Origin of the sequence: Trueperella abortisuis (assembly GCF_030811095.1) — a bacterium.
Lineage (GTDB): Bacteria > Actinomycetota > Actinomycetes > Actinomycetales > Actinomycetaceae > Trueperella > Trueperella abortisuis.
Map to the genome: position 1 here is coordinate 544,993 of NZ_JAUSQL010000001.1, position 24,563 is coordinate 569,555.

Genomic DNA, 24,563 nt, shown 5'->3' on the forward strand with positions numbered 1-24,563 from the left:
CCCACAGGGGTGGCCCTCCCGCATTTTGTGAGGTGAGACGAGGTTTGACACGAGCTTGGCTACGGTGTTGAATTGCGGAAGCTATGGCACATCACACGTTTTTTCAGCGCGCTGAGCGCGCGCAGGCAAGGCGCAGCCGAACCCGCGCGGCCCGCGCCCGGGCCAGGGCGGAGCGCGGATCACGTTCCATCAACCAACGTCGCTTCGAGGTGGGCCCGCAGCCGAAGCGGTGGCCGGCCGCCTTCGAGGTGGATTCGGTACCCGAAATGGACTCGCGCCACCTTTTGCGCTCCACTCTCACGGCGAACTGGAAGATTGTTGTGCTGGGCGCGCTGGCGTCCATGGCGGCCTACGGCGGCGGGGTGCTCATCTCGTGGGCGCTCGGCCGCGCCCTGGACGGGGGCATTGAGGCCGGCCTGACCGTGTCCCTCCTGCCCGGCATCGCCCTCATCTTCGCCGTCATGGCGTTCCGGATGCTCGGCGCGGCCGCCGAACCCGTGCTCATTGTCGCCGAGCTGCGCGCCCACGTTGGTTGGGCATTGAAGATGGTCGCCAAGGTGGCGGGCGTGCGTGGGGGAGGGCGCACCGCGATCCCGTCGGGCGAAATAGTGGCGGCAGTGACCACCGATACCCAGAAGCTCGGCGCCTACACGTACATGGTTGGCGACGTCACGGCGGCGCTGTTCTCCTTCGCGCTGACTGCCTTCCTCATGCTCCGCATCAACGTCTCGTTGGGGCTTGTGGTGGTAATCGGGGTGCCGGTGACGATCGGGATCATGACGGTATTCGTCCGCCCGCTCCAGCGTCGCCTTGACGCCCAACGCGAGGAGCGTGGGAAGCTGACCACTCTGGCCTCGGACGCCGTGGTGGGACTGCGCGTGCTGCGCGGCGTCGGCGGGGAAGGCATCTACAACGCCCGCTATACCCGCCAGTCGGAAAGGGTACGCGAGACGGGGATCCGCGCGGCGGCGCTACAGGCCTTCCTGAATGCGATGTCGACTGCGGTGCCGGGCATCTTCACGGTCCTCATCGTCGGGGGCGGCCTGTGGGAGGTGTACGCCGGCGCGATGACACACGGCGAGCTTGTCTCCTTCTACGGCTACACGATGTTTATGAGCTCCCCCATTTTTATGGTGCTCGGCTTCCTGCAGATCTACACGGACGCCCGCGTCTCGGCGGGGCGCGTGGCGAAGGTCATGGCGATCGAGCCGCTGACCTCCGACGACGCCGCCGACCCGGCCCGCGCCGATGCCGACTGGTCCCGGGCCTACCTGCGCGACGTCACGAGCGGGGTGGAGATCAAGCCTGGGCTTCACACGGCAATCGTCTGCGGCGCCCCAGAGGTCTCCGCCAAGCTGCTTGAGCGTTTGGCGCGCACCGACGACGCCGACGCCGTCACGGCCCGCTGGGACGGCGCCGACCCGGTTCCGCTCACGGAGTTTCCATTGGAGCAGGTGCGGCGCGGGGTGGTGCTGTCCGACGCGATCGCCCAGCTTTTCCAGGGCCGGCTGCGCTCGAACCTGGAGGCGAATAACGCCGCCTGGCCGTTGCCGCGCGACGTCGGGCGCCAGATGGCCGACACCGGTGATGGCTCCGGCCTGGCCAACCGGGATCACAAGGACAACCCGGTCGCGATCGACGAGCGCGACCTCATGCTCGCCCTGATCGCCGCCGACGCCGCCGACATCGTCGACACCCTCGAGGGCCTGGACGGCTACGTGGCCGAGCGCGGGCGCTCACTGTCGGGCGGGCAACGTCAGCGCGTGGCTCTCGCCCGCGCGATCCTTACCGAGGCTCCCGTGCTCCTGCTGGTGGAGCCGACCTCCGCCGTCGACTCGCATACCGAATCCCGCATCGCCCAGCGGTTGCGCGCCGAACGTGCGGGGCGCACCACGGTGATTGTCACGACGTCGCCAATCGTGCTCGGCGAGACCGACGAGGTGATCCTCCTGGACACCGATGGCACCGAGTTGGCGCGCGCCGCGCACGCCGAGATGTTGGACGATCCGCGCTACTTCGACGTCGTGCACCGGGAGGCCCGATGAAGCTGCCTATTGCAACGAACCGGACGGTCGGGGCGAAGATCCTCGAGCTGTTTTCCGCCCACAAGGGCGAGTTCCTCCTCGTGATCGCCACGCAGATCGCGGTGGCGGTGGCGGCCGTCGTCACGCCGTGGATCATCGGTCGCTCTTTTGACGCGCTTGCGGGTGGGGCCGAGGCGGCGGTCATCCGCACCTACGTCGCCGTCATCGCCGCCTCGGTGCTGGTCAACGTGGTGGCGAACTGGTTCGCGGACTTCCGCAGCCGCGTGCTGGGGCAAAAGGTGTTCCATGAGTTGCGCGTGCAGCTGGTCGAGGCGGTCATGCACCTGCCGCTGTCCACGGTCGAGGCGGCCGGCACGGGCGACCTCCTGGGGCGCACCACCTCCGACATCAACCGGGTGGAGTTCATCATCCGCCAGGGCGTCTCGCGCATCATGGTTCTCACCTTCCAGGTGATCGTCACGGTGGTGGCGGCCTTCCTCGTGGAGTGGCGGGTCGGTTTCGTCGTGGTCCTCAGCTTCGTGCCGATGTACTTCGTGGTGCGAAAATACCTGCGCCGCACGATCGCGGTGTACCTGGCGGCTTCCGCCCTCAACGCCGAGGTCTCGGGTGACATCACGGAGACGGTGGAGCAGTCGGCCACGGTGGATTCCCTTGCGATGAGCGAGGTGCGTGTCTCGCGCACATCGGTCCTGCTTCGCGAGTATTGGGATAACGAGCGTTATTCGAGCCTCATGCGCGCCCTCCTCGTGGTTTCCCTGCTCGCGGTGCTCTACGCGCCGATGGTTATCTCGATCCTGTGGGGCGCCTGGCTTGTGGGGCTTGGCTACGTCACCGTGGGCGCGGTCATTTCCGTCACCCTGTATGCCCAGCAGCTCCGCGTGCCGCTCGACGAGTTAGCCTGGTGGTTTGACGAGCTACAGTTCGCCGCCGTCGCGCTGGCCCGCATCTTCGGCGTGGCGGAGGTTGCACCGGACCGGACCGCCGGCGACGACGCCCCCGCCAGCGCCGCCGTCAGCGTCGAGGGCGTCTCGTTCAGCTACCGCGACGGGCACCCGGTGCTGCGTGATGTGAGCCTCGAGGTTTCTCCCGGCGAGCGGCTGGCAATCGTCGGCCCCTCGGGCGCGGGCAAGTCGACGCTCGGCCGCCTCATCGCGGCGGTCAACCCGCCGGACGCCGGCTCGATCCGCGTGGGTGGGGTGGAGGTGACCTCGCTGCCCGAGGCGCTCCTGCACCGCACCATCGCGCTCGTGACCCAGGAAAACCACGTCTTCGTCGGCACGATCGCTGACAACCTGCGCTTCGCCAAGGAGGATGCCACCGACGACGAGCTGCTCGCCGCGCTCGCCACCGTGGACGCCACCTGGGTTGAGCGGCTCGACAACGGCCTGGAGACCCTGGTCGGTTCGGGGGAGAGGGAGCTCGCGCCGTCGCAGGCCCAGCAACTGGCCCTGGCCCGCATCGTGCTACTGGATCCGGACGTGCTCATCCTCGACGAGGCCACCTCGCTTCTCGATCCGACGGTGGCGCGCTCGGCGGAGCGGGCCCTGGTGCGGCTACTCGAGGGGCGGACCGTGATCTCCATCGCCCATCGTCTCTACACCGCCTACGACGCCGACCGCGTGGCCGTCATGATCGACGGCGAGGTGGCTGAACTCGGCTCACACGACGATCTGGTTGCGCTCGGCGGGGAGTACGCCTCCCTGTGGGAGGCCTGGCAACAGGACTAGCCGATAGCGGGTGCGAGGGTGAGCACCGCGCCGAGCAGGGTCACTCCGAGCACGATGATGGGCAAGGGCTGGAGGCGGGTTTCGGCCTTGTCGGGCCAGTAGGTGGCGGGCTGGAGGCTGGCGCGCAGGTTCGCGTCGCCCTTGATGCGGCCGAGACGGAAGGTGATGACGTCGGCGGCGAAGCCGGAGGAGACGATGCGGGTCACCCGGCCGGATTCCTCCCACACGATGTCCGGGTCCTCGTAGTCCTTATCCTTCTTGCGGTCACGCCAGGAGTTGTTGAAAATGCCCACGGTGGAGGGCACGCCCCACACGCTGATCTTGCGGTCGGCCATCGTGTAGAGGTAGAGCCCCCAGCGATTCTCGGCCAGCGCCAAGTCGGACCAGGGGATGAGGTGCTCGCGGAGGACGTTGACCACGCGTAGGCCGCCGGGTCCCACCTCGAGGCGGGGGTTGAAAAAGACCACCCAGCCGAAGGCGGCGATGAAGGCGGCGATGGGGATGGACCAGATCGCCTCGCCGATTCCGCCGTTGACCGCCGAGGCCACGAGGGAGATGACGGCGAGGGCGTAGAGAAGGTAGGCGTACATGCGGGTCTTGCCACGCAGGATCAGAGTCATGGGGGTATTGTCTCACGCGCCCGGCACCCGCGTCCGCCCGCCCCCGAGCCGTGTACTTTCCCTCGCATTTGTTACCCTTCTCTACGTCCGTTTCGCGGCGGGGGTTTAGGATGAGACGTTGGCTACCTACCCAAAGGATTTTTATGACCGTAACCGTCCGCAACGATCTGCGTAACGTCGCGATCGTGGCCCACGTCGACCACGGCAAAACCACCCTCGTGGACGCCATGCTTTGGCAGGGCGGCGTCTTCGACCCGCACACCACGGTGGAGTCCACCGGCGAACGCGTGATGGACTCGGGCGACATCGAACGCGAGAAGGGCATCACGATCCTGGCCAAGAACACGGCCATCTCTTACGTCGGCCCGTCGGCCGCCGAGTTCGGTGCCCCCGAGGGGCTGACCATTAACGTCATCGACACCCCCGGCCACGCGGACTTCTCCGGCGAGGTCGAGCGCGGGCTGTCGATGGTGGACGGCGTCGTGCTCCTCGTCGATTCCTCCGAGGGCCCGCTTCCGCAGACCCGCTTCGTGCTACGCAAGGCGCTCGAGGCCGGCCTGCCCGTCATCCCGGTCATCAACAAGGTCGACCGCCCAGACGCCCGCATCAGCGAGGTGGTGCAGGAGACCCAGGAGCTGCTCCTCAACCTGGCGGCCGACGTCGAGAGCGAGACAACCCTCGATCTGGAGGCAATCCTCGAGATCCCCGTGGTCTACGCCGCCGCGAAGGCGGGCCGCGCCTCGCTCAACCAGCCCGCCGACGGCGAGCTGCCCGACTCGCCGAACCTCGAGCCGCTCTTCCGCGCAATCCTGCACTACGTTCCCGCTCCCACCTACGACGAGAGCGCGCCGCTTGTGGCGCAGGTGACCAACCTGGATGCCTCCCCATTCCTCGGCCGCCTCGCGCTTGTGCGCGTCTTTTCCGGCGAGCTGAAGAAGGGTGCCTGGGTGGGTCTGGCCGACGGCCCCGATTCCCCCATCGAGCGAGTTCACATCACCGAGCTGCTGCGCACGAAGGGCCTCGAGCGTCAGCCGGCCCCGTCCGCCGGGCCGGGCGACATCGTCGCCATCGCCGGGATCGCCAACATCACGATCGGTGAGACGATCGTGGACCTGGAAGATCCGCGCTCGCGCCCGCCGATCCACATCGACGACCCGGCCATCTCCATGACGATTGGCACGAACACCTCCCCGCTGGCCGGTCGGATCTCCGGCCACAAGCTCACCGCCCGGCAAATCCGGGACCGGCTCACCCAGGAGCTCGTGGGTAACGTCTCCATCCGGGTGTTGCCCACCGACCGCCCCGACACCTGGGAGGTCCAGGACCGCGGCGAGCTCGCCCTGGCGGTGCTCGTGGAGACGATGCGCCGCGAAGGCTTCGAGCTGACCGTGGGCAAGCCGCAGGTGGTGCGCAAGGTGATCGACGGCGTCGTGAACGAACCGTGGGAGCGGGCGCAGGTCGACGTGCCCGAGGAGTACCTCGGCTCGGTCACCCAGCTCATGGCGTTGCGCAAGGGCCACCTGGAGACGATGGCGAACCGCGGCTCGGGGTGGGTGCGCATGGAGTTCGTGGTCCCGGCGCGCGGCCTCATCGGCTTCCGCACCCAGTTCCTCACGCTCACTCGCGGCACCGGCATCTACACGTCGATCTCGGAGGGCTACAAGCCGTGGGCGGGGGACATCGTCTCGCGCCAGACGGGTTCGCTGGTCTCGGATCGTCAGGGTCAGGTCACCGCGTTTTCGCTGCAACGCCTCGAGGACCGGGGCACGTTCTTCGTGGATCCGGGCGAGGAGGTCTACGAAGGGCAGGTTGTGGGGGAGAATCCCCGCAACGAGGACATGGACGTCAACGTGGTGCGCGCCAAGGAGATGACAAACATGCGTTCGTCTACTGCGGACGTCTTTGAGACACTCCAGGCACGGCGCTACCTCACGCTCGAGGAGGCGATCGAGTTCGCCGCCGACGACGAGTGCATCGAGGTCACGCCCGAGACGGCCCGCATCCGCAAGGTCGAGCTGTCCGCGATGGTGCGCGGGCGGGAGGCCGGGCGGAAGAAGGCTGCGGCGAGGGCCGGCAAGTGAAGACTCTGTTCGCCGCGGTGATCGGGTTTTTCACCGGCATGCTCGGCGTGGTCGTCTCGGCGGGGCCGCTGGATCTGCCGTGGGTCGGCGTCGCGCTTGGCGTTGGGATGCTTGCGGCGGGCGCCTGGTTCATGTGGGAGTGGGGCTCGTTTGGGGCCTGGATCGGCTATGTGGTCACGGTATTTGGCGCGACGGCGTGGCTGATCTACTTCCCGCCCGGCGACGACACGCTGAGCGTGGCCGGCGCCGGAGTCTCGCCCACGTGGATTCTCATCGCGGCGTTCGCGGCGGCCTTCCCCGTGCCGCTCGCGATTCGGTACGCGCGATGGCGCAAGGGCGAAGACGCCGACGACGCGCGTGGCGCGTGAGCTTCGCGGCCTTTTCAGCAACGGGCGGCGCTGGCTTAGTAAGATCGGCGTGGACAGGTGAACAAGGGAGAACGCGTGGCTGACAATCAGGACGACAACCTCGTCGATGCGTGGCACAAGCGCCTCGGCGACGAGCCCGGCGAATCCGACGCGCAAGACGCGGCGGGCGAGGAAGCAACCGCCGAAGTGCCGGGCGAAGAGCAGGCGCAGGGCGAGGCACGGGTAGAGGCGCCGACGCAGCGCATCGTCTCCGCGCCCGCCGCGGAGATGGGCGCGGCAGATGAGGCCCTCACCGCTGAGTTTGATGGCACACCTGAGACCACCCAGTTCGCCACGCCATCCGGCGAGGAAACCACTCGTTTTGACACCCAGCCGAGCCAGCCGGCCCCGGCCTTCGTGCCGGCGGGCCAATCGGCGGGAGAGCCCCCGGCGGAGGATGAGGGAGAGCCCGTGAAGAAGAAGCGGCGCAGGTGGCCCTGGATCACGGCGGCGGCCGTGCTGATCCTTTGCGGGGCATACGGAGGGGCGGCCTACGCCTATCAGGACAAGATCCCGTCCAATACCTCGATCTCCGGCGTCCAGGTGGGCGGAATGGATGAGGCCCAGGCGCGCGAGACCCTCGCCGCGGGCCTACAGGAGGCCCTGGCGACGCCGCGGCAGGTGGTCGTGGTCGGGGAGGAGAAGTCCGACGCCGTCAACCCCGGCAACATTTCCCTCGAGGTTGACTACGACAAGACCTTCGACGGGCTGACCGGCTTCTCCCTCGACCCGCGCCGGCTGTGGGCCCACATCTCCGGCGCCGCCAACGTCGACGCCGTCCTCACGGCCGACGAGGGCGCGCTGACCTCCGAGGTGGGGCGCCTGGCGGAGGTGTTCAAGAAGGACCCGGTCAATGCGGAGCTCACTATCGCCGACGCCGCCACCCGGGTGACCGACAGCCAGGAGGGCCTCGCCCTCGACGCGGATTCGGCGGGGGAGAAGATCTTGGGCGGCTGGCTCGCCGGCGACGCCCCGATCGAGCTTCCCACCTCCACTGTCGATCCCGACGTCACCACGCAAACCATGAAGGACTTCGCCGCATCCTCGGTGGACCCGCTGCTCAGCGACGCCATCTCGATTACGGTCAAGGATTCCCTCGTCGAGCTGCAGCCGGCTCAGACTGCCGAGCTGATCAGCGTGAAGACGGCGGAGGGCGCGCCCTCGCTCGTCGTCGACGAAGACAAGCTCAACGCCCTGGTTCAGGACAGCGCGGGGGCGGTTTTGAGCCAGCCGAAGGACGCCACGATCGCGATCGTGGATGGCGCGCCGAAGATTACCCCGTCCGAGGCCGGGGAGTCGATCGACGCCGCGCAGATCGCCTCGGCCCTGCTGGAGCTACCTAAGAAGTCGGACCGCACGCTCGTCGCCGACGTCACGGTCCAGGAGCCGGACTTCACCACCGAGGACGCGGAAGGCCTGGGGATCAAGGAGGTCGTCTCCGAGATCTCGACCCCGCTAACGAACGACTCGGTGCGCACCACCAACCTCGTGGTCGGCACGCGCAACGTCAACAACACCCTCGTCAAGCCCGGCGAACAGTTCAACCTCGAGGAGGCGCTCGGGCCGATCGATGCGGAGCACGGCTTCGTCTCCTCCGGCGTCGTCTCCAACGGCTTCAACTCCACCGCGATGGGCGGCGGCCTGTCTCAGCTGTCCACGAACACGTTCAACATCGGCTACCGGGCCGGCATGGTGGACGTCGCCCACCAGCCGCACTCGAAGTACTTCTCGCGCTACCCGATGGGCATGGAATCCACCCTGTGGAGCGGGCAGATCTCGATGATCTGGGAAAACAACACCCCCTACGGCGCGCTGGTGGAGACCTGGGTGGCGGACGGCCGGGTCTACACCCGCCTGTGGTCCACCCACTACTGGGACGTGGAGGTCTGGCAGGGCCAGCCGTTCAACTACGTCCAGCCCGAGACGAAGGTCAACACGGCCGCGGACTGTGAGCCCTCGCCCGCCGGCGGGCCAGGTTTCTCGGTCACGGTGGGCCGCGTGGTCAAGCTCAACGGCGAGGTCCACGAGGATTCGCAGTACACGTGGACCTACCAGCCGGTTCACGCCGTCAAGTGCGGATAGGCCGGCGTTTAGTATTAGGATGAGAGCAGTAAGTAGCAACGGAAAGAGGATAGCGTGACATACATAATCGCTTTGCCCTGCGTGGACGTGAAGGATCGCGCCTGCGTCGACGAATGCCCGGTGGACTGCATCTATGAGGGCGAGCGCATGCTCTACATTCACCCGGATGAGTGCGTGGATTGCGGCGCCTGCGAGCCGGTGTGCCCGGTGGAGGCGATCTACTACGAGGACGACACCCCGCAGGAGTGGGCCGATTACTACAAGGCGAACGTCGAGTTCTTTGACGACCTCGGCTCGCCGGGTGGGGCCTCCAAGATGGGGCCGATCAAGAAGGACCACCCGCTCATCGCCCAGCTTCCGCAGGGCATCAACGATTAGCGGTGGGATTCTACGCTGATTCGCTGCCCGATTTCCCGTGGGACTCGCTGGTCCCGGCGCGGAATCGGGCAGCGCAGTATCCGGGGCCGGTCTGCGACCTGACGATCGGCACCCCGGTCGACGACACGCCCGCAATCATCCAGAATGCCCTCGCCGGGGCCACGAACGCCCACGGCTACCCCGCGGTGCTCGGCAGTACCGAGCTGCGCGCGGCGATCGGGGCGTGGATGGCGCGGCGCGGGATCACCTCCGACGTGGCGATCCTGCCCACGATTGGCTCGAAGGAGATGGTGGGCCTGCTGCCCTCGCTCATGGGCCTCGGGGCGGGTGCGCGCGTGGGATTCCCGGACGTCGCCTACCCCACCTACGACGTCGGGGCGCGGCTCGCGGGGGCCACTCCCGTCCTCATCGACAGCGACTCCGATCCAGCCAGCTGGCCGACACTCGACCTGCTGTGGCTCAACTCGCCCGGCAACCCTAACGGCCACGTGCTCTCCCGCCCGCAGCTTCGCGCGATCGTGGCGTGGGCGCGGGGGTGCGGCGCCGTCGTCGCCAGCGACGAATGCTACGCGGAACTGTGCTGGGACGTGGCCGAGGCGCCCTCCCTGTTGGACGACGCCGTGTGCGGGGGCGACCCGGCGGGCCTGCTCATGGTCTACTCCCTGTCGAAGCAGTCGAACATGGCCGGCTACCGCGCCTCCTGGCTGGCGGGTGACCCGGCGATCGTCTTGCCGATCGCGGAGCTACGCAAGCACCTGGGCTTCATGATGCCCGCGCCCGTCCAGCACGCGATGGCTATCGCCCTCGGGGACGCGGAGCACGTGAGCGTCCAACACGACGTCTACCGGCGGCGTCGTGACACCCTGCTCGGTGCCCTGGACTCGGCGGGGTTGGTGGGCGACCCGGCGTCGGTGGCGGGCCTGTACCTGTGGGTCACGGCGGAGGGGGCGACGTCGTGGGACATCGTGGACGCGTGCGCGCAGCTGGGGATCGTGGTGGCCCCGGGGATCTTCTACGGCGAGGCCGGGGACGGGTGGGTGCGCATGTCGCTCACAGCCACCGATTTCGCGATCAACGAAGCGGCCAAGCGTCTCGAAAGGCTTCCTGACCTGCTCAAACGATCCTGACGAAATTATCTTGACTTTAAGGGATCACTTTTTCTTCTCGATCGGGTAGTGTGACTTGTACCTACCCGGCAATGGCGTCGGGACGAAACGCGAAGGAGACCCGATGTCTAACAATGCGCAATTGACGGTCGACGGTACCACTGTTGAACTCGAGCGCGTCAGCGCCACCGAAGGCAACGACGGCTTCAAGATCGGCCAGATGCTCGGACAAACCGGGGCCACGACGCTGGACCCAGGCTTCACCAACACCGCCTCGTGCGAATCCTCCATCACCTACATCGACGGCGGCAACGGCATCCTGCGCTACCGCGGATACCCAATCGAGCAGTTGGCCGAGCGCGCCTCCTTCCTTGAGGTCGCCTACCTGCTCATCTACGGCGAGCTGCCGGACGCGTCCTCGCTGGCGTCCTTCACGCGCCGCATCAAGAGGCACACCCTCCTCCACGAGGACTTCCGCAGCTTCTTCACCGCCTTCCCGTCCTCGGGACACCCCATGTCGATCCTGCAGGCCGGAATCGCGGGCCTAGGAACGTACTATGAGAGCACGCTCGACCCGAACGATCCCGAGCAGCGCGACCTCGCCTCCGTCCTCCTGCTGGCCAAGGTGCCCACCATGATCGCGTTCATCTCGAAGCGCGCTACCGGCCTGCCGCTCATCTACCCGGACGCCTCCAAGTCCTACACGGAGGACTTCCTGCGCATGACGTTCGGCCTGCCTTACCAGACCCACGACGTCGACCCGACCATCGTCAACGCCCTAGACAAGCTCTTCATCCTGCACGCCGACCACGAGCAGAACTGCTCGACGTCGACCGTGCGGCTGGTTGGTTCCTCGCGGGCCTCCATCTACGCCTCGGTCGCGGCCGGCGTGGGCGCACTATCCGGCCCTCTCCACGGCGGTGCGAACGAGGCGGTGCTGCGCATGCTTGACGATATCCGCGAGGCGGGCATCCCGATCAAGGAGTTCGTCCAGCAGGTCAAGGACAAGACGAACGACGTCAAGCTCATGGGCTTCGGCCACCGCGTCTACAAGAGCTACGACCCGCGCGCGAAGATCGTCAAGGGCCTGGCGGATGACATCCTCGGCCGCCTCAAGGGCGACACGGAGCTGTTCGACATGGCGATGGAGCTCGAGCAGGCGGCGCTGGAGGACGACTACTTCGTCGAGCGCAACCTCTACCCGAACGTCGACTTCTACACCGGCCTGCTCTACAAGGCGATGGGCTTCCCCACGAAGATGTTCACCCCGCTGTTCGCCCTCGGCCGCCTACCCGGATGGATCGCGCAGTACCGCGAACTCGTGCTCGATCCGACCCAAAAGATCGGACGCCCGCGCCAGGTATACGTGGGCGAGACCGAGCGGGACTGGGTGAAGATGTCGGAGCGTACCAGGCAGGATCGTGCCTTCGACGAGAACATGGACTACGTCGTCTAGCCCGCTGTCCGGCTACGCCGGAAGATAGCTCAGCAGCTCGGGTAGCGCCTGCCGGAAGGGCGCGATGAGGTTGAGGTCGGCTAGCTGGCTGACCTTTACCCACCGCAACGCCGCCGACTCGGGGTTGGCAACGACGTCGGCCCCCGGGTCGGCGATCTTTGCCACGAACGTGGTGTAGCTCCAGTCGGGGTGGGCGAGGACGTGGCGGCCGCTGGGCGGCTCGAGCTCGCGGATGCCGGTCTCTTCGAAAAACTCGCGTAGCGCGCCCTCCCACGGGCTCTCGCCCACGTCGATCGCGCCGCCCGGCACGCCCCACGTGCCGCCGTGGTGGGACCAGTCCACGCGCAACTGCATGAGCACTTCTCCCTCGGCGCCAGGTTCTCCCTCGGCGCCAGGTTCGCCCTCGGCGCCAGGTTCGCCGCTCGCCTCGCGACCGCTCGGCGTACCCGCGCGACCGGCGTCGTTACGCGGTGCGCCGGGCCGCCAGGCCATGATGCCGGCCGCGCCGAACAGCCCCCAGTGCCGCTGCCCGCAGCGGCACTCGACGAAACTGTCCCCGGCTCTCCTCATTGCCAAAAGTCCGTGATCGCGTGGCCGAGCTCGGCGAGCAAGTCACGCAGGAGCGGCAGGGAGATGCCGACGACGCCGTGGTGGTCGCCCTCGATCCGCTCAACGAAAGGCCCGCCGTAGCCGTCGATGGTGAAGGAGCCCGCCACCACGAGCGGCTCCCCGGTCCCGATGTAGGCCTCGATCTCGGCGTCGGTGAGGTGGGCGATGTGGACGGTGGCGGTGGAGGTGGCCACGGCCATCCTGCCGCTCGCCACGTCGATCACGCAGTGGCCGGTGTGGAGGTCGCCGGCGTTGCCGCGCATGGCGCGCAGGCGCTCGCGAGCGACCTCGGGGGTGTGCGGCTTGCCGACCACCTGCCCGTCCATCTCGAGCATGGAGTCGCATCCGACGATGACGGTGGGCTGGGTGCCCGCGTCAAGCTCGGCGGCGACTTTCTTGGCCTTGGCGACGGCGAGCAGCTGGACTTGCTCGGCCGCGCTGACCGGCCCGCGCGCCTTCGCGGCGGCGAGCAGGGCGTCCTCGTCCACATCCGCCACCGCAACGAGGGGCGGGATGTGGGCGGCGATGAGTGTAGCCTTTCGGGCGGGTGACGCGGAGGCAAGGAGTAGGGTCTGCATCATTCCGCCAGGGCGTCGCGCAGGATGTCGAGGCCGACCGAGCCGATGGAGAGCGCCCGCATGTGCCAGTCCTTCACCGAAAACGCTTCGCCGCGGGCGGCCGCCCGGGCCGCGGCGTCGGCGCGCAGCTGCTTCCAGATCCGGTGCCCGATCTTGTACGACGGCGCCTGCCCGGCCCAGCCGAGGTAGCGATCGAGCTCGAAGGCGAGGAAGGAACGGTCCATGGCCACGTTGTCCTGGAGGAACTGCCAGGCCACCTCTCGCGTCCAGGTCGGCGAGATGTGCTCGTAGCCCTTCGGGGAGGGTTTGCCCAGGTGGAATCCGATGTCCAGGGCGACGCGCGTGGCGCGCAGGCGCTCGGAGTCGAGCACGCCCATGCGGTAAGCGGGCTCGTCCTGGTAGCCGAGCTCAGCCATGAGTCCCTCGGCGTAGAGCGCCCAGCCTTCCCCATGTCCGGAGTTCCAGCACAGGTGGCGCCGCCAGTCGTTGAGCGAGTCCTTCATGTAGGTTGCCATGCCCACCTGCAGGTGGTGGCCGGGCACACCCTCGTGGTAGACGGTGGTCTTCTCCTGCCACGTGTGGAACACGTCCGTCCCCTCCGGGACGGACCACCACATGCGCCCGCCGCGGGAGAAATCATCCGAGGGGCCCGTGTAGTAAATGGCGCCGGTGCCCGAGGGTGCGATCATGCACTCCAGCTTGCGCAGCGGGGTGGGGATGTCGAAGTGTGTGCCGTGCAGGTCGTCAAGCGCACGGTCCGAGGTCTCCTGCATCCAGGCCTTGAGCGCGTCCGTGCCGTGAATCTGGTAGGCCGGGTCGGCGTCGAGGCGGGCGAGCGCCTCGGGGATGGACACGTCCGCGCCGTAGAGCTCGGCGACGATCTCCTCCTGCTCAGACACGATCCGGGCCAGCTCCTCCAGGCCCCACTCGTAGGTCTCGTCGAGGTCGAGGGTGGCGCCCGTGGATTCGCGCAGGCGGGGGGCGTAGCGCTCGCGGCCGAAGGCTTCGCTGGCGGCCCCGTGTGGCAGGATCTGCTCGCGCAGGAAGGCGGCGAGCTCGCCGTAGGCCCGTTGCGCCGAGTCGGCCGCCTGGCGCAGTGAGTCGGCAAGTTCGGGGTGCGCCGCGCCTCCGCGCGCGGCGAGGTCCGCCAGCGGAGAGCGGGAGCCGGCCTTGTGCTCTGCCTGTGCGATGGCGAGCTCGACCTGCTTGGTGGCCGTGGGCGGGCCGGACTGGGCGCGGCGCAGCAAGGTTTCTTGCCAGCCACGCAGGGCGGATGCGGTGTTACCCAAACGGCGCGTGATGAGCTGCCAGTCCGCGGCGCTGTCCTGGGCCATGTTGTCGTAGATCTCCTGAATCGACTGCAGTGGCGAGGCGATGACGTTGATCTCGCCCACCTCCCCGCGCTCGAAGTAGTCGATCTCTGATTCCAGGCTTGTGGCGAGGGCGGCCTTGGTGACGCGGTCGACGTCGTCGGCGGGCTCGAGCGCGTTCAGTTTGCGTAGGGTGGCGACGTTGAGGTCGTTGAGGTCGGCCAAGCCCGCGGGGGAGTAGTCGGAGAATCCGCCGTCGTCCTCGCGCCCCAAGCCGAGCGCGGTGACCAGCTCGGGGGTGCGATCGAGGAGATCGGAGACGTAGCGGTTGGACAGGTTGTCGATGTCAGTTACAGGTCGGGAGACAGTCATGACTCCACACTAGTGGCTCTTCTCAATTCGGGCGTAGTTCGGGGCTTGAGACGTGGGCGTGTCGGGCAATGGGGCTGGAAGCAGGTGCCGGGGGCTCCTGCGGCGACGGGCGCGGGCCTGTCTTCGGCAGTTCACTTGAGGATGTGGGCCACCTGCCGGTTGCTATATGGGCCTGGGTGGTCTCAGGTTCATGAGTTGTGTCGGGCCCGAATGGCCAGTTTAGTCGTTTGGCGTGAGACAGGGCTCGTCGATGCGGGTAGTATTGTGCCAGTTGAGTAAGTTGCGAAAGCTGTTGGCGGACGAGAATGAAAGTTGCTAAGCTAGCGCATGTGACCCATAACACAGAACATGCGGGGTCCTCCGACGAGAATCCAACCACGGTCGAGGCGCACGTGCGCCGGCTGTTGGACGGACCTGCAAAGTACCGGCTTCGCGAGGCGGCGGAATTGGCCAATATGGACACCGATTCCGTGCGTCGCTTTTGGCGTGCCATGGGCTTTCCCTATATTCAGGATCCGGACGTGCGGCTCTTCACCGAGTACGACGTCGACGTCATGCGTGCCCACCAGGACATGGTGGAGATGGGCCGCACGGATGAGGACACACAAAACTCGCTCGTGCGCGCGCAGAGCCACCTGGCCGACCGCCTCGTCCTGTGGCAATACGAGGCCCTCGTCGAGGAGGCCGAGGCGCGCCACGGGCTCGACGAACTCTCCGCCCGCTACTGGGTGCTCGACCACATCGGCGACTACGAAGAGTTTCTCATCTACCAGATGAAATATGCTTGGCGGCGCCACCTGGCCTCCTTCCTGCGCCGCACCGAGGTGGAGCTGGAAAACCTGCGTGCCGGCAATGACGTCATCCTCCTTTCTCGCGCGCTCGGTTTCGTGGACCTTGTGGCCTTCACCGACCGCTCGGGCCAGCTCTCCCCGCACCAGCTGGTCGACTTCATCCAGACCTTCGAGTTCACCTGTCGCGACGTCATCTCCGGGCTCGGGGCGCGCGTGGTGAAGATGGTGGGCGACGCCGTGCTCTACATCGCTGACGACCTCAAGACGGGCGCCAAGGTGGTGTCCTCCATTCGCGACGCGCTCCACGCCACGCCAAACATGCCGGAGGTGCGGGCCTCGCTCGTGTGGGGCGGGGTCGTATCCCGTTTCGGTGACGTCTTCGGCCCGAGCGTCAACCTCGCCTCGCGGCTGTGCGCGATCGCGCCGGAGGGTGCGATCCTGGTTGATCGGGACACGGCGGAGGCGTTGCGCGCCCTGGATCCGAAGAAGTATCTGTTGGAGGAGAACATCGGATCCGAGCTACGCGGAATTGGCTTTATCGAGTCAGCCAGGCTCACAGTCATGCGTGATCAGGAGTAGAACTTGTATAGTTCCACTTTTGCCATGGAAGTTTCTTTACTAGGCTGAGTCCCAACGGGGTTCACTTCACGATTGGACGGAAAATTGACAAAGATTTTGCTAGTCGAAGATGACGCAGCGATTTCGGCCCCTCTCGTTCGTGCCTTCTCACGCGAGGGATACGACATCGAGGCGGTGGAGACGGGGCGGGGAGCCCTGGAAAAGATGGACGGCCATATCGACCTTGTGGTTCTCGATCTTGGTCTGCCGGACATGGACGGCCTCGACGTGGCGCGCACGGCGCGTTCGCGGTCTAAGACCTTCCCGATCCTCATTCTGACTGCCCGCTCGGAGGAGGTGGACATGGTTGTCGGTCTCGACGCCGGGGCGGACGACTATGTGACCAAGCCCTTCCGGCTGGCCGAGCTCCTGGCGCGCGTGCGCGCGCTGCTGCGCCGCTCGGTGACGGGCGAGGATGGCTCGGATACGCTCAAGGCCCAGGATGTTTCGATGGACGTGGACGCCCACCGTGCCTACGTCGGCTCGCGAGAGCTGCAGCTGACGGGCAAGGAGTTCGAACTGTTGCGCGTGTTGCTACGTGACGCGGGCAACGTCGTCGAACGCGACAAGCTGATGCTGGAGGTGTGGGGGACCGAGGCGGATTCCTCCACGAAGAAGCTCGACATGCACATCTCGTGGCTACGCCGAAAGCTGGGCGACGACGTCAACGATCCCCACTACATCACCACCGTCCGTGGAATGGGCTTCCGCTTCGAGGTCTGACCCATGCGGCGGCGCGCGATTACGATGACGACGGCGGCCGTTGCGGTCGCCGTCCTCATCTTGGGCCTGCCGGGAATGCTATTCGCCATCTCGCTCGTGTGGCAGCAGGTTCACACGGAGCTGTCCGACCGTGCCACGGCCGCCTCCACGGTGGTGGACCGCATGGCGGCGGACGACCTGTATATTTCGGAGGCGCTGCTGACCCGGCTCGCCACGAACGGGACGCCCGATAACGCGCACATCGTGGTGAACTATCCGGACGGCACCCGGGTGGAGTCGGACACCAAGGCGCCTGAGAACTCCCTCGAACAGTCGGTGGTTAACGCGGCGGGCGTGCTCGTGACGGCGTCGGTGCCACGATCGGACATCATCCAGACAATCTCGCTCATGGTGGCCGCCGCGATCGGGCTCATCCTCGTGGCCTTCATGGCCGGAGTGACTCTCGCGATGAAGCAGTCGCGCAAGATATCGGCGCCGCTCATCTATCTGGCGGCGGCAGCCGAGCAGCTGGGCGCGGGGCGCGTACGCCCCCAGATACGCCAGTCGGGGATCGAGGAGATCGACCTCATCAGCGACGAGATTGCCCGAAGCGCCGACCGCATGGCGGGCAGGCTCGCCAAGGAGCGCCAGTTCGCCGCCGATGCCGCCCACCAGCTCCGCACGCCCCTCGCGGCACTGTCGATGCGGATCGAGGAGATCGAATACCTCACCGACGATGAGGAGATTATCGAGGAGGTTCACAAGTCCCTCGAACAGATCGACCGACTTACCGGCGTCGTGAGTGAGCTCATGGCCACCTCCCAGTCCGAGGCGGGTGGCACCACGGAGGCGATCGCGGTCTCGCGCGCGTTTTCCCGGATCAGGGACGAGTGGACGAAACCGTTCGAGCGCGCCGGTCGCGAGCTCGTGCTCGACCAGGGTTTCGACGGCGCCGTGCTGGCCACCCCCGGATCGCTGTCCCAGATCCTCGCCACACTTGTGGAGAACTCGCTGAAGTACGGCGCGGGTACGACGTCGGTGTCTGCCGCGGCGGCCGGCAAGTCGGTCATCTTCAAGGTGCGTGACGAGGGGCCGGGTGTGTCCGCCGAGGACGCTGAGGAGATCTTCGAGAAGGGCTTTTCCACGGGAGGATCGACCGGCATCGGCTTGGCCGTGGCGAAGGAGCTGGCCGAGATCGACGGCGGGCGCCTGAAGCTGACCAATCGAGAGAAGGCCGAGTTCACGCTGACCCTCTCCGCCCTGCCGAAGTCGTTGGACCCGAACAAGGTGCTGCCTCACGGGGCGATCATGACGGTGGGTGCGCGCCGCGGCCGGCGCTAAGAATTCGGCGTGAGCGCCCGGCCACTAGGACTGCGGTGCTTTGGTAAAGACGAGGTAGCGGTAGCACACGTAGCGGAACGCGGTGCCGAGCACGAGGCCGACGATGTTGGCCGAGATGTTGTCAGCGAGCTGAGAGTCGAGTCCGAGGATGTATCGCGAGAAGCCGAGGCATCCGAGGGCGATGAGCAGGCCGCCGATGTTGATCGCGAGGAAGAGAACAAACTCCCGCCCCCGGCTCTTATCAGACTTGTTGTGGAACGTCCACATCCTGTTGACCACCCACGAGAAGATGATCGAGACGAAGACGGACAGGGTCTTGGCCACCATCGGCGCGTCCCACGGCAGGTGGATCGCCCCGGAGTAGGCGAGGAAGTTAAACAGGCCCACGTCCACGACGTACGAGCCCAGCCCGACCGTGCAAAACTGTATGAACTCCACCAGCCACTGCCTCAACGTCTGACCGCGTAGGAGCTTGGCCACAAGGTCGTGCATCTAGAAGCTCGCGAAGGAATCGGGGGTGAGGCTGCCGTCGCGCAGGTCGATCCAGAATTGTTCGGCCTCGTCCGCCAGGAGAACCGTGGAGGATCCGCCCGGGCCGGGGTAGTTCAGCGAGGCGATTGGGGGCGCTCCCTTCAGCCCATCGGGGCCGATCGTGTCGCGGAGGGCGAGGCCGGCGTAGCCGACGTCCATGAGTGAGGCGTCGTCGTCGACCGTGAGGGTCTCGGCTACCGAACCGACCAGGCGGCGCTGGGCAAACGGGTTGAGAACGGTGGCCGGAGAGAGCGCCTTGTCGATGATCTTCGCCACCACCTGACGCTGGCGTTCGGTGCGGCCGATGTCGCCGAGCGGATCCGAGTAGCGCATGCGGGAGAAAGACAGGGCGGTGGTGCCGTCCGCGACGTGGCAGCCGGCGGTCCATTGGAGGCCGGAGTACTCGTCGGAGACGTCGTAGTCGAGGCAAAGCTCTACGCCGCCCACCGCGTCGGTGAGCTCCTTGACGCCGTCCATGCCGATTTGAATGTAACGGTCGATGGTCAGGCCGGTGAGCTCCTCGACGGTCTGGACAAGGTATTGCGCCCCGCCGTAGGAAAATGCACCGTTGAGCTTGCCGTTTGCGTCGGAGTCGGGATAGTGGACGAGCGTGTCGCGCGGGATGGACACGAGCGCCGCAGGGCCCGACTCGGGCTTGTGCAAGAGCATGATCGTGTCGGCGCGATGGCCCTCCGTGGGATCGTTGACCGCCTCACCGCGCTCGTCGGAGCCGACGATGAGGTAGGTGGTTCCCGGCGTGTCCGGCGCGCCGGAGAGCGCGGAGGCGTGGGTGAGCTTGTCGTTGCCGTAGCCGTAGAGGTAGAAGACCCATGCGAGGATCGCGATGAGCACCGCCAAGATCAGCGCCAGGATCCTCTTTCCCCACGAGCGCTTTTTGCGCGGGCGAGCCGGACGCTCGGGTAACCCGGGCTGGACGACGTTCGGGTGATCCACTGACTGCACGCGGCCCTGGTCCGCGCGGTACCGGCCTTCAGAAAACTGGCCCTGGGGGAGATAGGACGGGGGAGGCGTGACCGGGCCCTGCGTCGGGCGCGCCGATTCGGCCGCGGGTGCGGGGGCGGACGCGGAGGCCGACCCGGACGCGGAGGCGGGTCCGGAGGATGGTGCAAACGAGGCCGGCCTGGCCTTGTTCGCAAACGCTGAACGACGAACGGGCCGCCGGGGCGCGCCCGCGCTAGGAGCGGACTTACCGGCGTCGGTGCGGAGGGGGCGGCCCTGGCCGGCACGCGGCTGGCTGGCCTGCTCACGGCTCTGGCCGACCGGGCGGGCACCCTCAACGGAAGGGCGCTGGCGGCGATTGCGGGGCTCGAAAGACGGTGGCTGGCTCATCAATCCTCCAACCGCAGGCCTCCGCCGATGGCCTGCTGGAAAGCGTTGATCTCTTCCTCAGTGCCCTTCATGATAGGGCTATCCGTGTTGCCCATTGCCGCGATCTCGGGCAGCGGCTGGTCGTTGCGGATGGCCTCCCACACGTCTGTGGCGGCAGGCGCCGGCCGAACCCGGTTGCCCTCCGGGATGAACGGCATGGTGACGAAGTGGACGTTGTCCAAAGACAGCCCGCGCAGGGAGTAGGCGAGGCCGCCAAGGTAGGTGATGGAGCCGAGGCTGGGGGAGACGTCGATATTCTCGGTGACGTCGTTGAGCACGCCGTACAGTGTGGGCAGATCCGAGACGATATTGAGGGAAAGCGCCTTGGACATGATCGCTTCGACCATTTGCTGCTGGCGCCCGATACGGCTGATGTCGGAGCCGTCGCCTAGCGACTTACGAGCCCGGGCCAGAGCGAGGGCCTGCTGGCCGTCAAGGACCTGGCATCCCGCCTCGAGGTGGAGGCCGGCCGCCTCGTCGTTCGCCGGCTCTGACAGGCAGATGTCCACGCCTCCGAGGGTGTTGACGATGTCCTGGAAGGAAGCGAAGTCGACCGCCACAAAGCCGTCGATGTAGATGTTCGACATTTCCTCGACCGTGCGGATCGAACAGGCGGCCGCGCCGGCGACGTCGCCCTGCTGACCGCCCGTCTGGAAGGCCGAGTTGAACATCGCGTCGTGCTGCTCGTAGGTGCGCGAGCCGTCCGCGAGGATGCAGGAGGGGATCGTCACCAGCGTGTCGCGCGGGATCGAGACGACGTCGACGCGCTCGCGGTCCGCCGAAATGTGCATGAGCATCGCGGTGTCCGAGCGCATGCCCGTGATGTAGCCCGAGGCGCCCGCCCCGTCAACGTCGCTATCTCCGGCGCGCACGTCCGAGCCGAGGACGAGGATGTTGAGTGCCTTGCCCGCGGACTCGTCCGCAGGCGGCGGCGAGGTGGGCCGTTCCTCCGGATCGAAGAACTGATCGACGTTGTGCACGTTGATGTTGCCCTGCAGGTTCTGGTAGAGGTAGCCGACCGCGGTGCCGACGCTCAGGAGGAGTGCGAGGAGGACGAGGAGCACCCAACGGAGTACGGGAACGGCGCTCCCGGCCCGGGAGCGATGTGATGGGCCGCGCTTGGCGGGTGCGAATTCCATGTGTCGATCATAGCCGCCGGCGTGCGTGGGAGGCATCAGCCCGAAGGATGTGCGTCGAGTTTAACGCTGACCTCGGCGTTGACTAAGGTTGAGGCATGGCAGGTAACGAGCAGGGTTCGCCCCAGATTCGCGTGGTGTGTGTGGCGTACAACCCTAACGACGAGCTGACGGACATGCTGGATTCGCTCCCCGCCGCCGTGGGAGGGATGGCCTTTGAGACCGTGGTGGTGAACAACGGCTCATACACGCCAGCGCTGGAGGCGGCTCGCTCCCGTGCCACTGTCATCGACGCCGCGGCGAACCTCGGCTACGGCAAGGCCAACAACCTGGGCGCTCGTGGCTTTGCGGGGCCGTGGCTTCTCATCGTCAACCCCGATGTCCGGTTCGAGCCGGGTAGCGTGGAGCGCATGATCGCGGTGGCGGCGAACTACCCGCGCGCGGGCGCCCTCGGCCCGAAGATCATGACGCCCGAGGGTGAGGTCTACCCTTCCGTGCGGCAGTTCCCGCGGCTGGTTTCCGGCACGGGGCACGCGATATTTGGGCGGGTGTGGCCGGGTAACCCGTGGACGAAGCGCTACCACGCGAACGGCGCCACCGATTCCACGCACTCGGTGGACTGGCTCTCCGGCGCGTGCCTGCTGGTCCGCCGGGAGGCCTTCGAAGCCGTGGGTGGCTTCGATACGGACTTCTTCATGTTCTTTGAGGACACGATGCTGGGGGAGGACCTCGCACGCGCCGGCTGGGAGAGGATCTTTGTCCACGACGCCGTGGCGGTCCACGACCAGGGCAAGTCCTGGCGTGAGCGTCCCGAGCCGATGATGCGCGAGCACCACGAGTCGGCCTACCGTTACCTGTCCAAGGTCTACGCCGAGCCCTGGCAGGCCCCTCTCCGCGCGGCGATCAAAGTGGGGTTGAACGTGCGCCTGGCTCGGGAGCTGAGGGCGCAGCGGGCTTAGCGGTGGCCGCCGCGGCCGAGCAACCCGTCGCGCAGGCCGGCGGCCAGCTGGGCGATGCGCTCGCCCCGGCGGTCTGCGAGCAGGGAGTGGAAGGCGGCGAACTTGGCCAGCCACACCACGTAGCCGACCTGCCAACGCCAGGGCAACAGCCCCGAGCGGAGCAGGAAGATCGTGTTGCGAGCCAGGTAGTAGCAGCGGATGGGTCCGTGGACGTGGACGGGCTGGGCGCGCCCGGGCAGGCGCACCGTCTCGTCCCCGAGGCAGTGCTCCAGCCGCGCGGCCGTGTCCACCACCATCCGGTATCCGCGCTTGCGGGCGCGCAGACACCACTCAAGATCCACGTGGTCGATGAAGTAGGCCTCGTTCATCGGGCCCACCTCCTCCAGCACCGACATCGGAATGAGGCAACCGGAGGCCAGCAGGAAGGCGGCGTCGAGGGTGGGCTCGGCCAGCTCGCGGGCGCTCGCGCGCCGCGGCCCCCAGCGCCGGTCGACGTAGACGAGCTCGTCCCCGCCGGGCTTGTTCTCGGCGATGTACGGACCGGCGGCACCGATCGGCGCGCCGCCGGCGCCCGCCGCGTCCCCGGCGCCCGCGTCCAGCCGCTCGACAAGCGTGGCGACCATGCGCGCACTCGGAAGGGAATCCTGGTCGGAGAGCAGCACGTAGCGCGCGCCGAGCTCGCGGGCGCGCAGGATCCCCACGTTCTGGGCGTGGGCGATCCCGGTGTTAGCGCCGAGCTCGATGAGCTGCGCTCCCGCCTCCCGCACGGCGTCGTCGATCAGCTCGAGCGCTTCGGGCGCCGAGCCGTTGTCCACCACGACCACCGCGCACTGGCGCCCCAACGCCTCGATGAGGGCGCCGGTGCGCGCATCCGGGCCATAGGTGACGACGACGGCCGCGGCGGCCGGGTGCACTACTGGCCAGCCTTGCGGTACTTGGCCTCGACCTCGGCCTTCTGGGGGCGCCACCACTCCTCGTGGTTCTTGTACCAGGAGATCGTGTCGCGCAGACCGTCGCGGAAGTCGGTGAAGGTGGGCTGCCAGCCGAGTTCGGCCACCAGTTGGGAGTTGTCGATCGCGTAGCGCTGGTCGTGGCCGGGACGGTCGGCCACGTGCTCGAAGTCGTCGCGTCCGTAGCCGAACTCCTCGAGGATCAGCTGCGTGACCTCCAGGTTCGTCTTTTCGCCATTCGCACCGATCAGGTACGTCTCCCCGATGCGGCCCTTGTTGATGATGTCCCACACGGCCGTGTTGTGGTCGTGGACGTGGATCCAGTCCCGGATCTGCTCGCCCGTGCCGTACACGCGCGGCTTGGCCCCGTCAATCAAATTGGTGACCGTGCGGGGGATGAACTTCTCGATGTGCTGGTAGGGCCCGTAGTTGTTCGAGCAGTTCGAGAGGGTGGCCTCGATTCCGAAGGAACGCACCCACGCGCGCACCAGGTGGTCCGAGGACGCCTTGGAGGCGGAGTAGGGGGATGAGGGTATGTACGGATCGCCTGCCTTGAACTTGCGATCCTCGCCGATCTCGAGGTCTCCGTAGACCTCGTCGGTAGAGACGTGGTGCAGGCGCCCGCCGTGGCGGCGCAGTGCCTCGAGGATCTGGTAGGTGCCGATGATGTTGGACTGGATGAAGGGCCACGGATTGCGCAGCGAGTTGTCGTTGTGCGACTCGGCGGCGAAGTGGACCACGACGTCGGCGTCGGCCACGAGCGGGTCGATGACGTCGGGGTCGGAGACGTCGCCCTCGACGAGCTTGACCCCATCCCCGAGCTTCTCGATCGAATCCTTGTTCCCGGCATACGTGAGCTTGTCGATGACCGTGACGTCGGCGTCGGGCATCTCGGATGCGGTGTAGTTGACGAAGTTGGCGCCGATGAAGCCGGCGCCCCCGGTGACGAGTACCTTCACTCTTCTTCCTCCTCCTTGAGGGTTTCGCCGTGGAGGATGGCCTCCGCGGGGTTGGTGGTGGGCGTGAATTCGCCCGCGCGGGTAAGCGTGTCGGGGTGGGTGCGGGCCACGGCGAGTTCGCGGGCGAGCTCAACAAGCCTGTTTTCGAGGATGACCATACGCCGGTAGGAGACCACCGAGTAGGACAGGAAGGCGATGATCGTCAGGTAGAGAAGCAGATCCACCCCGCGCCCGACGCCGACGAAGTGTGCCACCTTGGTGGTGATCTGCGGGAAGAGGATGGTGGCAACCGCGAGGGCGACGAACACGAGCAGGAGCAGGCGCCGTAGCGCCACGTTCTTCGTATCCTGGGTGCCGCGCACGAGGTAGGCGGCGGCCACGAGGATAACCGCGAGGAGAATGATCTGAATCAGCAT

At 67.0% G+C, this 24,563-nt stretch carries 22 protein-coding genes; 12 read left to right on the forward strand and 10 right to left on the reverse strand.

What is annotated here, in order from left to right; genetic code table 11:
• Positions 1–83 precede the first annotated feature (83 nt).
• A complete protein-coding gene (locus J2S45_RS02300) occupies positions 84–2,045 on the forward strand; it encodes an ABC transporter transmembrane domain-containing protein (RefSeq protein WP_307634418.1) in 1,962 nt (653 codons plus the stop codon).
• Entirely contained in the window at positions 2,042–3,772 is a 1,731-nt protein-coding gene (locus tag J2S45_RS02305) for an ABC transporter ATP-binding protein (protein WP_307634419.1), read from the forward strand. Before J2S45_RS02300 ends, J2S45_RS02305 begins: the two co-directional genes overlap by 4 nt.
• Here the strand turns inward: J2S45_RS02305 and J2S45_RS02310 are convergent.
• Entirely contained in the window at positions 3,769–4,392 is a 624-nt protein-coding gene (locus tag J2S45_RS02310; RefSeq protein ID WP_307634420.1) for a PH domain-containing protein, read from the reverse strand. The two genes, J2S45_RS02305 and J2S45_RS02310, sit on opposite strands and share 4 nt — an antisense overlap.
• A gap of 143 nt (positions 4,393–4,535) precedes the next feature.
• Between J2S45_RS02310 and typA the strand changes: the two genes are divergently transcribed.
• From typA to J2S45_RS02340, 6 genes are all read left to right on the forward strand, one after another.
• Positions 4,536–6,473 (forward strand): translational GTPase TypA, encoded by a 1,938-nt coding sequence (gene typA / locus J2S45_RS02315; protein ID WP_307634421.1) that lies wholly within the window; start codon positions 4,536–4,538, stop codon positions 6,471–6,473.
• Positions 6,470–6,841, forward strand: a complete 372-nt coding sequence (locus J2S45_RS02320) for a hypothetical protein (protein ID WP_307634422.1) — start codon at positions 6,470–6,472, stop codon at positions 6,839–6,841. Before typA ends, J2S45_RS02320 begins: the two co-directional genes overlap by 4 nt.
• A 75-nt stretch (positions 6,842–6,916) precedes the next feature.
• Positions 6,917–8,962, forward strand: a complete 2,046-nt coding sequence (locus J2S45_RS02325; RefSeq protein ID WP_307634423.1) for a VanW family protein — start codon at positions 6,917–6,919, stop codon at positions 8,960–8,962.
• Between the two features lie 54 nt (positions 8,963–9,016).
• Entirely contained in the window at positions 9,017–9,340 is a 324-nt protein-coding gene (gene fdxA, locus J2S45_RS02330) for a ferredoxin (protein WP_270974982.1), read from the forward strand.
• 2 nt (positions 9,341–9,342) lie between these two features.
• Entirely contained in the window at positions 9,343–10,467 is a 1,125-nt protein-coding gene (dapC, locus tag J2S45_RS02335; RefSeq protein ID WP_307634424.1) for a succinyldiaminopimelate transaminase, read from the forward strand.
• Positions 10,468–10,570: 103 nt separating this feature from the next.
• On the forward strand, positions 10,571–11,902 hold the full coding sequence (locus tag J2S45_RS02340; protein WP_296929376.1) for a citrate synthase: 1,332 nt from the start codon (positions 10,571–10,573) through the stop codon (positions 11,900–11,902).
• A gap of 12 nt (positions 11,903–11,914) precedes the next feature.
• On the opposite strand, the gene J2S45_RS02345 is transcribed toward J2S45_RS02340, so the two are convergent.
• The 3 genes from J2S45_RS02345 to J2S45_RS02355 are packed head-to-tail and all read right to left on the reverse strand — an operon-like array spanning position 11,915 to position 14,771.
• Positions 11,915–12,472, reverse strand: coding sequence for an NUDIX domain-containing protein (locus J2S45_RS02345; RefSeq protein ID WP_307634425.1), 558 nt, complete (start codon positions 12,470–12,472; stop codon positions 11,915–11,917).
• Positions 12,469–13,092 (reverse strand): Maf family protein, encoded by a 624-nt coding sequence (locus tag J2S45_RS02350; RefSeq protein ID WP_307634426.1) that lies wholly within the window; start codon positions 13,090–13,092, stop codon positions 12,469–12,471. The genes J2S45_RS02345 and J2S45_RS02350 overlap by 4 nt, the downstream gene beginning before the upstream one ends.
• Positions 13,089–14,771 carry a DUF885 domain-containing protein gene (locus tag J2S45_RS02355; RefSeq protein WP_307634427.1) on the reverse strand — a complete coding sequence of 561 codons (1,683 nt, stop codon included), beginning with the start codon at positions 14,769–14,771 and terminating at the stop codon, positions 13,089–13,091. The genes J2S45_RS02350 and J2S45_RS02355 overlap by 4 nt, the downstream gene beginning before the upstream one ends.
• Positions 14,772–15,100: 329 nt before the next feature.
• On the opposite strand from J2S45_RS02355, the gene J2S45_RS02360 reads away from it, so the two are divergent.
• The 3 genes from J2S45_RS02360 (at position 15,101) to J2S45_RS02370 (ending at position 18,223) form a co-directional block, all read left to right on the forward strand.
• Positions 15,101–16,141 (forward strand): adenylate/guanylate cyclase domain-containing protein, encoded by a 1,041-nt coding sequence (locus tag J2S45_RS02360; RefSeq protein WP_270974976.1) that lies wholly within the window; start codon positions 15,101–15,103, stop codon positions 16,139–16,141.
• Between the two features lie 84 nt (positions 16,142–16,225).
• The gene (locus J2S45_RS02365; RefSeq protein WP_296929366.1) at positions 16,226–16,903 is read left to right on the forward strand and encodes a response regulator transcription factor; all 678 of its coding nucleotides are present in this window, start codon (positions 16,226–16,228) and stop codon (positions 16,901–16,903) included.
• A gap of 3 nt (positions 16,904–16,906) precedes the next feature.
• Positions 16,907–18,223, forward strand: a complete 1,317-nt coding sequence (locus tag J2S45_RS02370) for a sensor histidine kinase (protein ID WP_307634428.1) — start codon at positions 16,907–16,909, stop codon at positions 18,221–18,223.
• A gap of 24 nt (positions 18,224–18,247) precedes the next feature.
• Here J2S45_RS02370 and J2S45_RS02375 read toward each other — a convergent pair whose 3' ends face one another.
• From J2S45_RS02375 to J2S45_RS02385, 3 genes are read right to left on the reverse strand one after another with little or no spacing between them, the layout of a single operon-like run.
• Entirely contained in the window at positions 18,248–18,715 is a 468-nt protein-coding gene (locus tag J2S45_RS02375) for a GtrA family protein (protein WP_296929364.1), read from the reverse strand.
• On the reverse strand, positions 18,716–20,104 hold the full coding sequence (locus J2S45_RS02380; RefSeq protein ID WP_307634429.1) for an LCP family protein: 1,389 nt from the start codon (positions 20,102–20,104) through the stop codon (positions 18,716–18,718). It lies immediately after the preceding gene.
• On the reverse strand, positions 20,104–21,282 hold the full coding sequence (locus J2S45_RS02385) for an LCP family protein (RefSeq protein WP_307634430.1): 1,179 nt from the start codon (positions 21,280–21,282) through the stop codon (positions 20,104–20,106). Before J2S45_RS02385 ends, J2S45_RS02380 begins: the two co-directional genes overlap by 1 nt.
• Positions 21,283–21,377: 95 nt before the next feature.
• On the opposite strand from J2S45_RS02385, the gene J2S45_RS02390 reads away from it, so the two are divergent.
• Positions 21,378–22,238, forward strand: coding sequence for a glycosyltransferase family 2 protein (locus J2S45_RS02390; RefSeq protein ID WP_307634431.1), 861 nt, complete (start codon positions 21,378–21,380; stop codon positions 22,236–22,238).
• Here J2S45_RS02390 and J2S45_RS02395 read toward each other — a convergent pair.
• The 3 genes from J2S45_RS02395 to J2S45_RS02405 are packed head-to-tail and all read right to left on the reverse strand — an operon-like array spanning position 22,235 to position 24,563.
• Complete coding sequence (locus tag J2S45_RS02395; protein WP_307634432.1) at positions 22,235–23,152, reverse strand: glycosyltransferase family 2 protein; 918 nt, start codon at positions 23,150–23,152, stop codon at positions 22,235–22,237. The two genes, J2S45_RS02390 and J2S45_RS02395, sit on opposite strands and share 4 nt — an antisense overlap.
• Entirely contained in the window at positions 23,152–24,147 is a 996-nt protein-coding gene (gene rfbB, locus J2S45_RS02400; protein ID WP_307634433.1) for a dTDP-glucose 4,6-dehydratase, read from the reverse strand. Before rfbB ends, J2S45_RS02395 begins: the two co-directional genes overlap by 1 nt.
• Positions 24,144–24,563, reverse strand: a complete 420-nt coding sequence (locus J2S45_RS02405; protein ID WP_270974964.1) for a DUF2304 domain-containing protein — start codon at positions 24,561–24,563, stop codon at positions 24,144–24,146. Before J2S45_RS02405 ends, rfbB begins: the two co-directional genes overlap by 4 nt.

Excerpts from the sequence above, each read along its gene's own strand:
- J2S45_RS02380 (WP_307634429.1), bottom strand. The coding sequence starts at position 20,104 with ATGAGCCAGCCACCGTCTTTCGAGCCCCGCAATCGCCGCCAGCGCCCT.
- J2S45_RS02350 (WP_307634426.1), bottom strand. The coding sequence starts at position 13,092 with ATGATGCAGACCCTACTCCTTGCCTCCGCGTCACCCGCCCGAAAGGCT.
- J2S45_RS02390 (WP_307634431.1), top strand. The coding sequence starts at position 21,378 with ATGGCAGGTAACGAGCAGGGTTCGCCCCAGATTCGCGTGGTGTGTGTG.
- J2S45_RS02385 (WP_307634430.1), bottom strand. The coding sequence starts at position 21,282 with ATGGAATTCGCACCCGCCAAGCGCGGCCCATCACATCGCTCCCGGGCC.
- J2S45_RS02375 (WP_296929364.1), bottom strand. The coding sequence starts at position 18,715 with ATGCACGACCTTGTGGCCAAGCTCCTACGCGGTCAGACGTTGAGGCAG.
- J2S45_RS02345 (WP_307634425.1), bottom strand. The coding sequence starts at position 12,472 with ATGAGGAGAGCCGGGGACAGTTTCGTCGAGTGCCGCTGCGGGCAGCGG.
- J2S45_RS02310 (WP_307634420.1), bottom strand. The coding sequence starts at position 4,392 with ATGACTCTGATCCTGCGTGGCAAGACCCGCATGTACGCCTACCTTCTC.
- typA (WP_307634421.1), top strand. The coding sequence starts at position 4,536 with ATGACCGTAACCGTCCGCAACGATCTGCGTAACGTCGCGATCGTGGCC.
- J2S45_RS02305 (WP_307634419.1), top strand. The coding sequence starts at position 2,042 with ATGAAGCTGCCTATTGCAACGAACCGGACGGTCGGGGCGAAGATCCTC.
- J2S45_RS02300 (WP_307634418.1), top strand. The coding sequence starts at position 84 with ATGGCACATCACACGTTTTTTCAGCGCGCTGAGCGCGCGCAGGCAAGG.
- J2S45_RS02340 (WP_296929376.1), top strand. The coding sequence starts at position 10,571 with ATGTCTAACAATGCGCAATTGACGGTCGACGGTACCACTGTTGAACTC.
- J2S45_RS02370 (WP_307634428.1), top strand. The coding sequence starts at position 16,907 with ATGCGGCGGCGCGCGATTACGATGACGACGGCGGCCGTTGCGGTCGCC.
- J2S45_RS02405 (WP_270974964.1), bottom strand. The coding sequence starts at position 24,563 with ATGCTGATTCAGATCATTCTCCTCGCGGTTATCCTCGTGGCCGCCGCC.
- J2S45_RS02355 (WP_307634427.1), bottom strand. The coding sequence starts at position 14,771 with ATGACTGTCTCCCGACCTGTAACTGACATCGACAACCTGTCCAACCGC.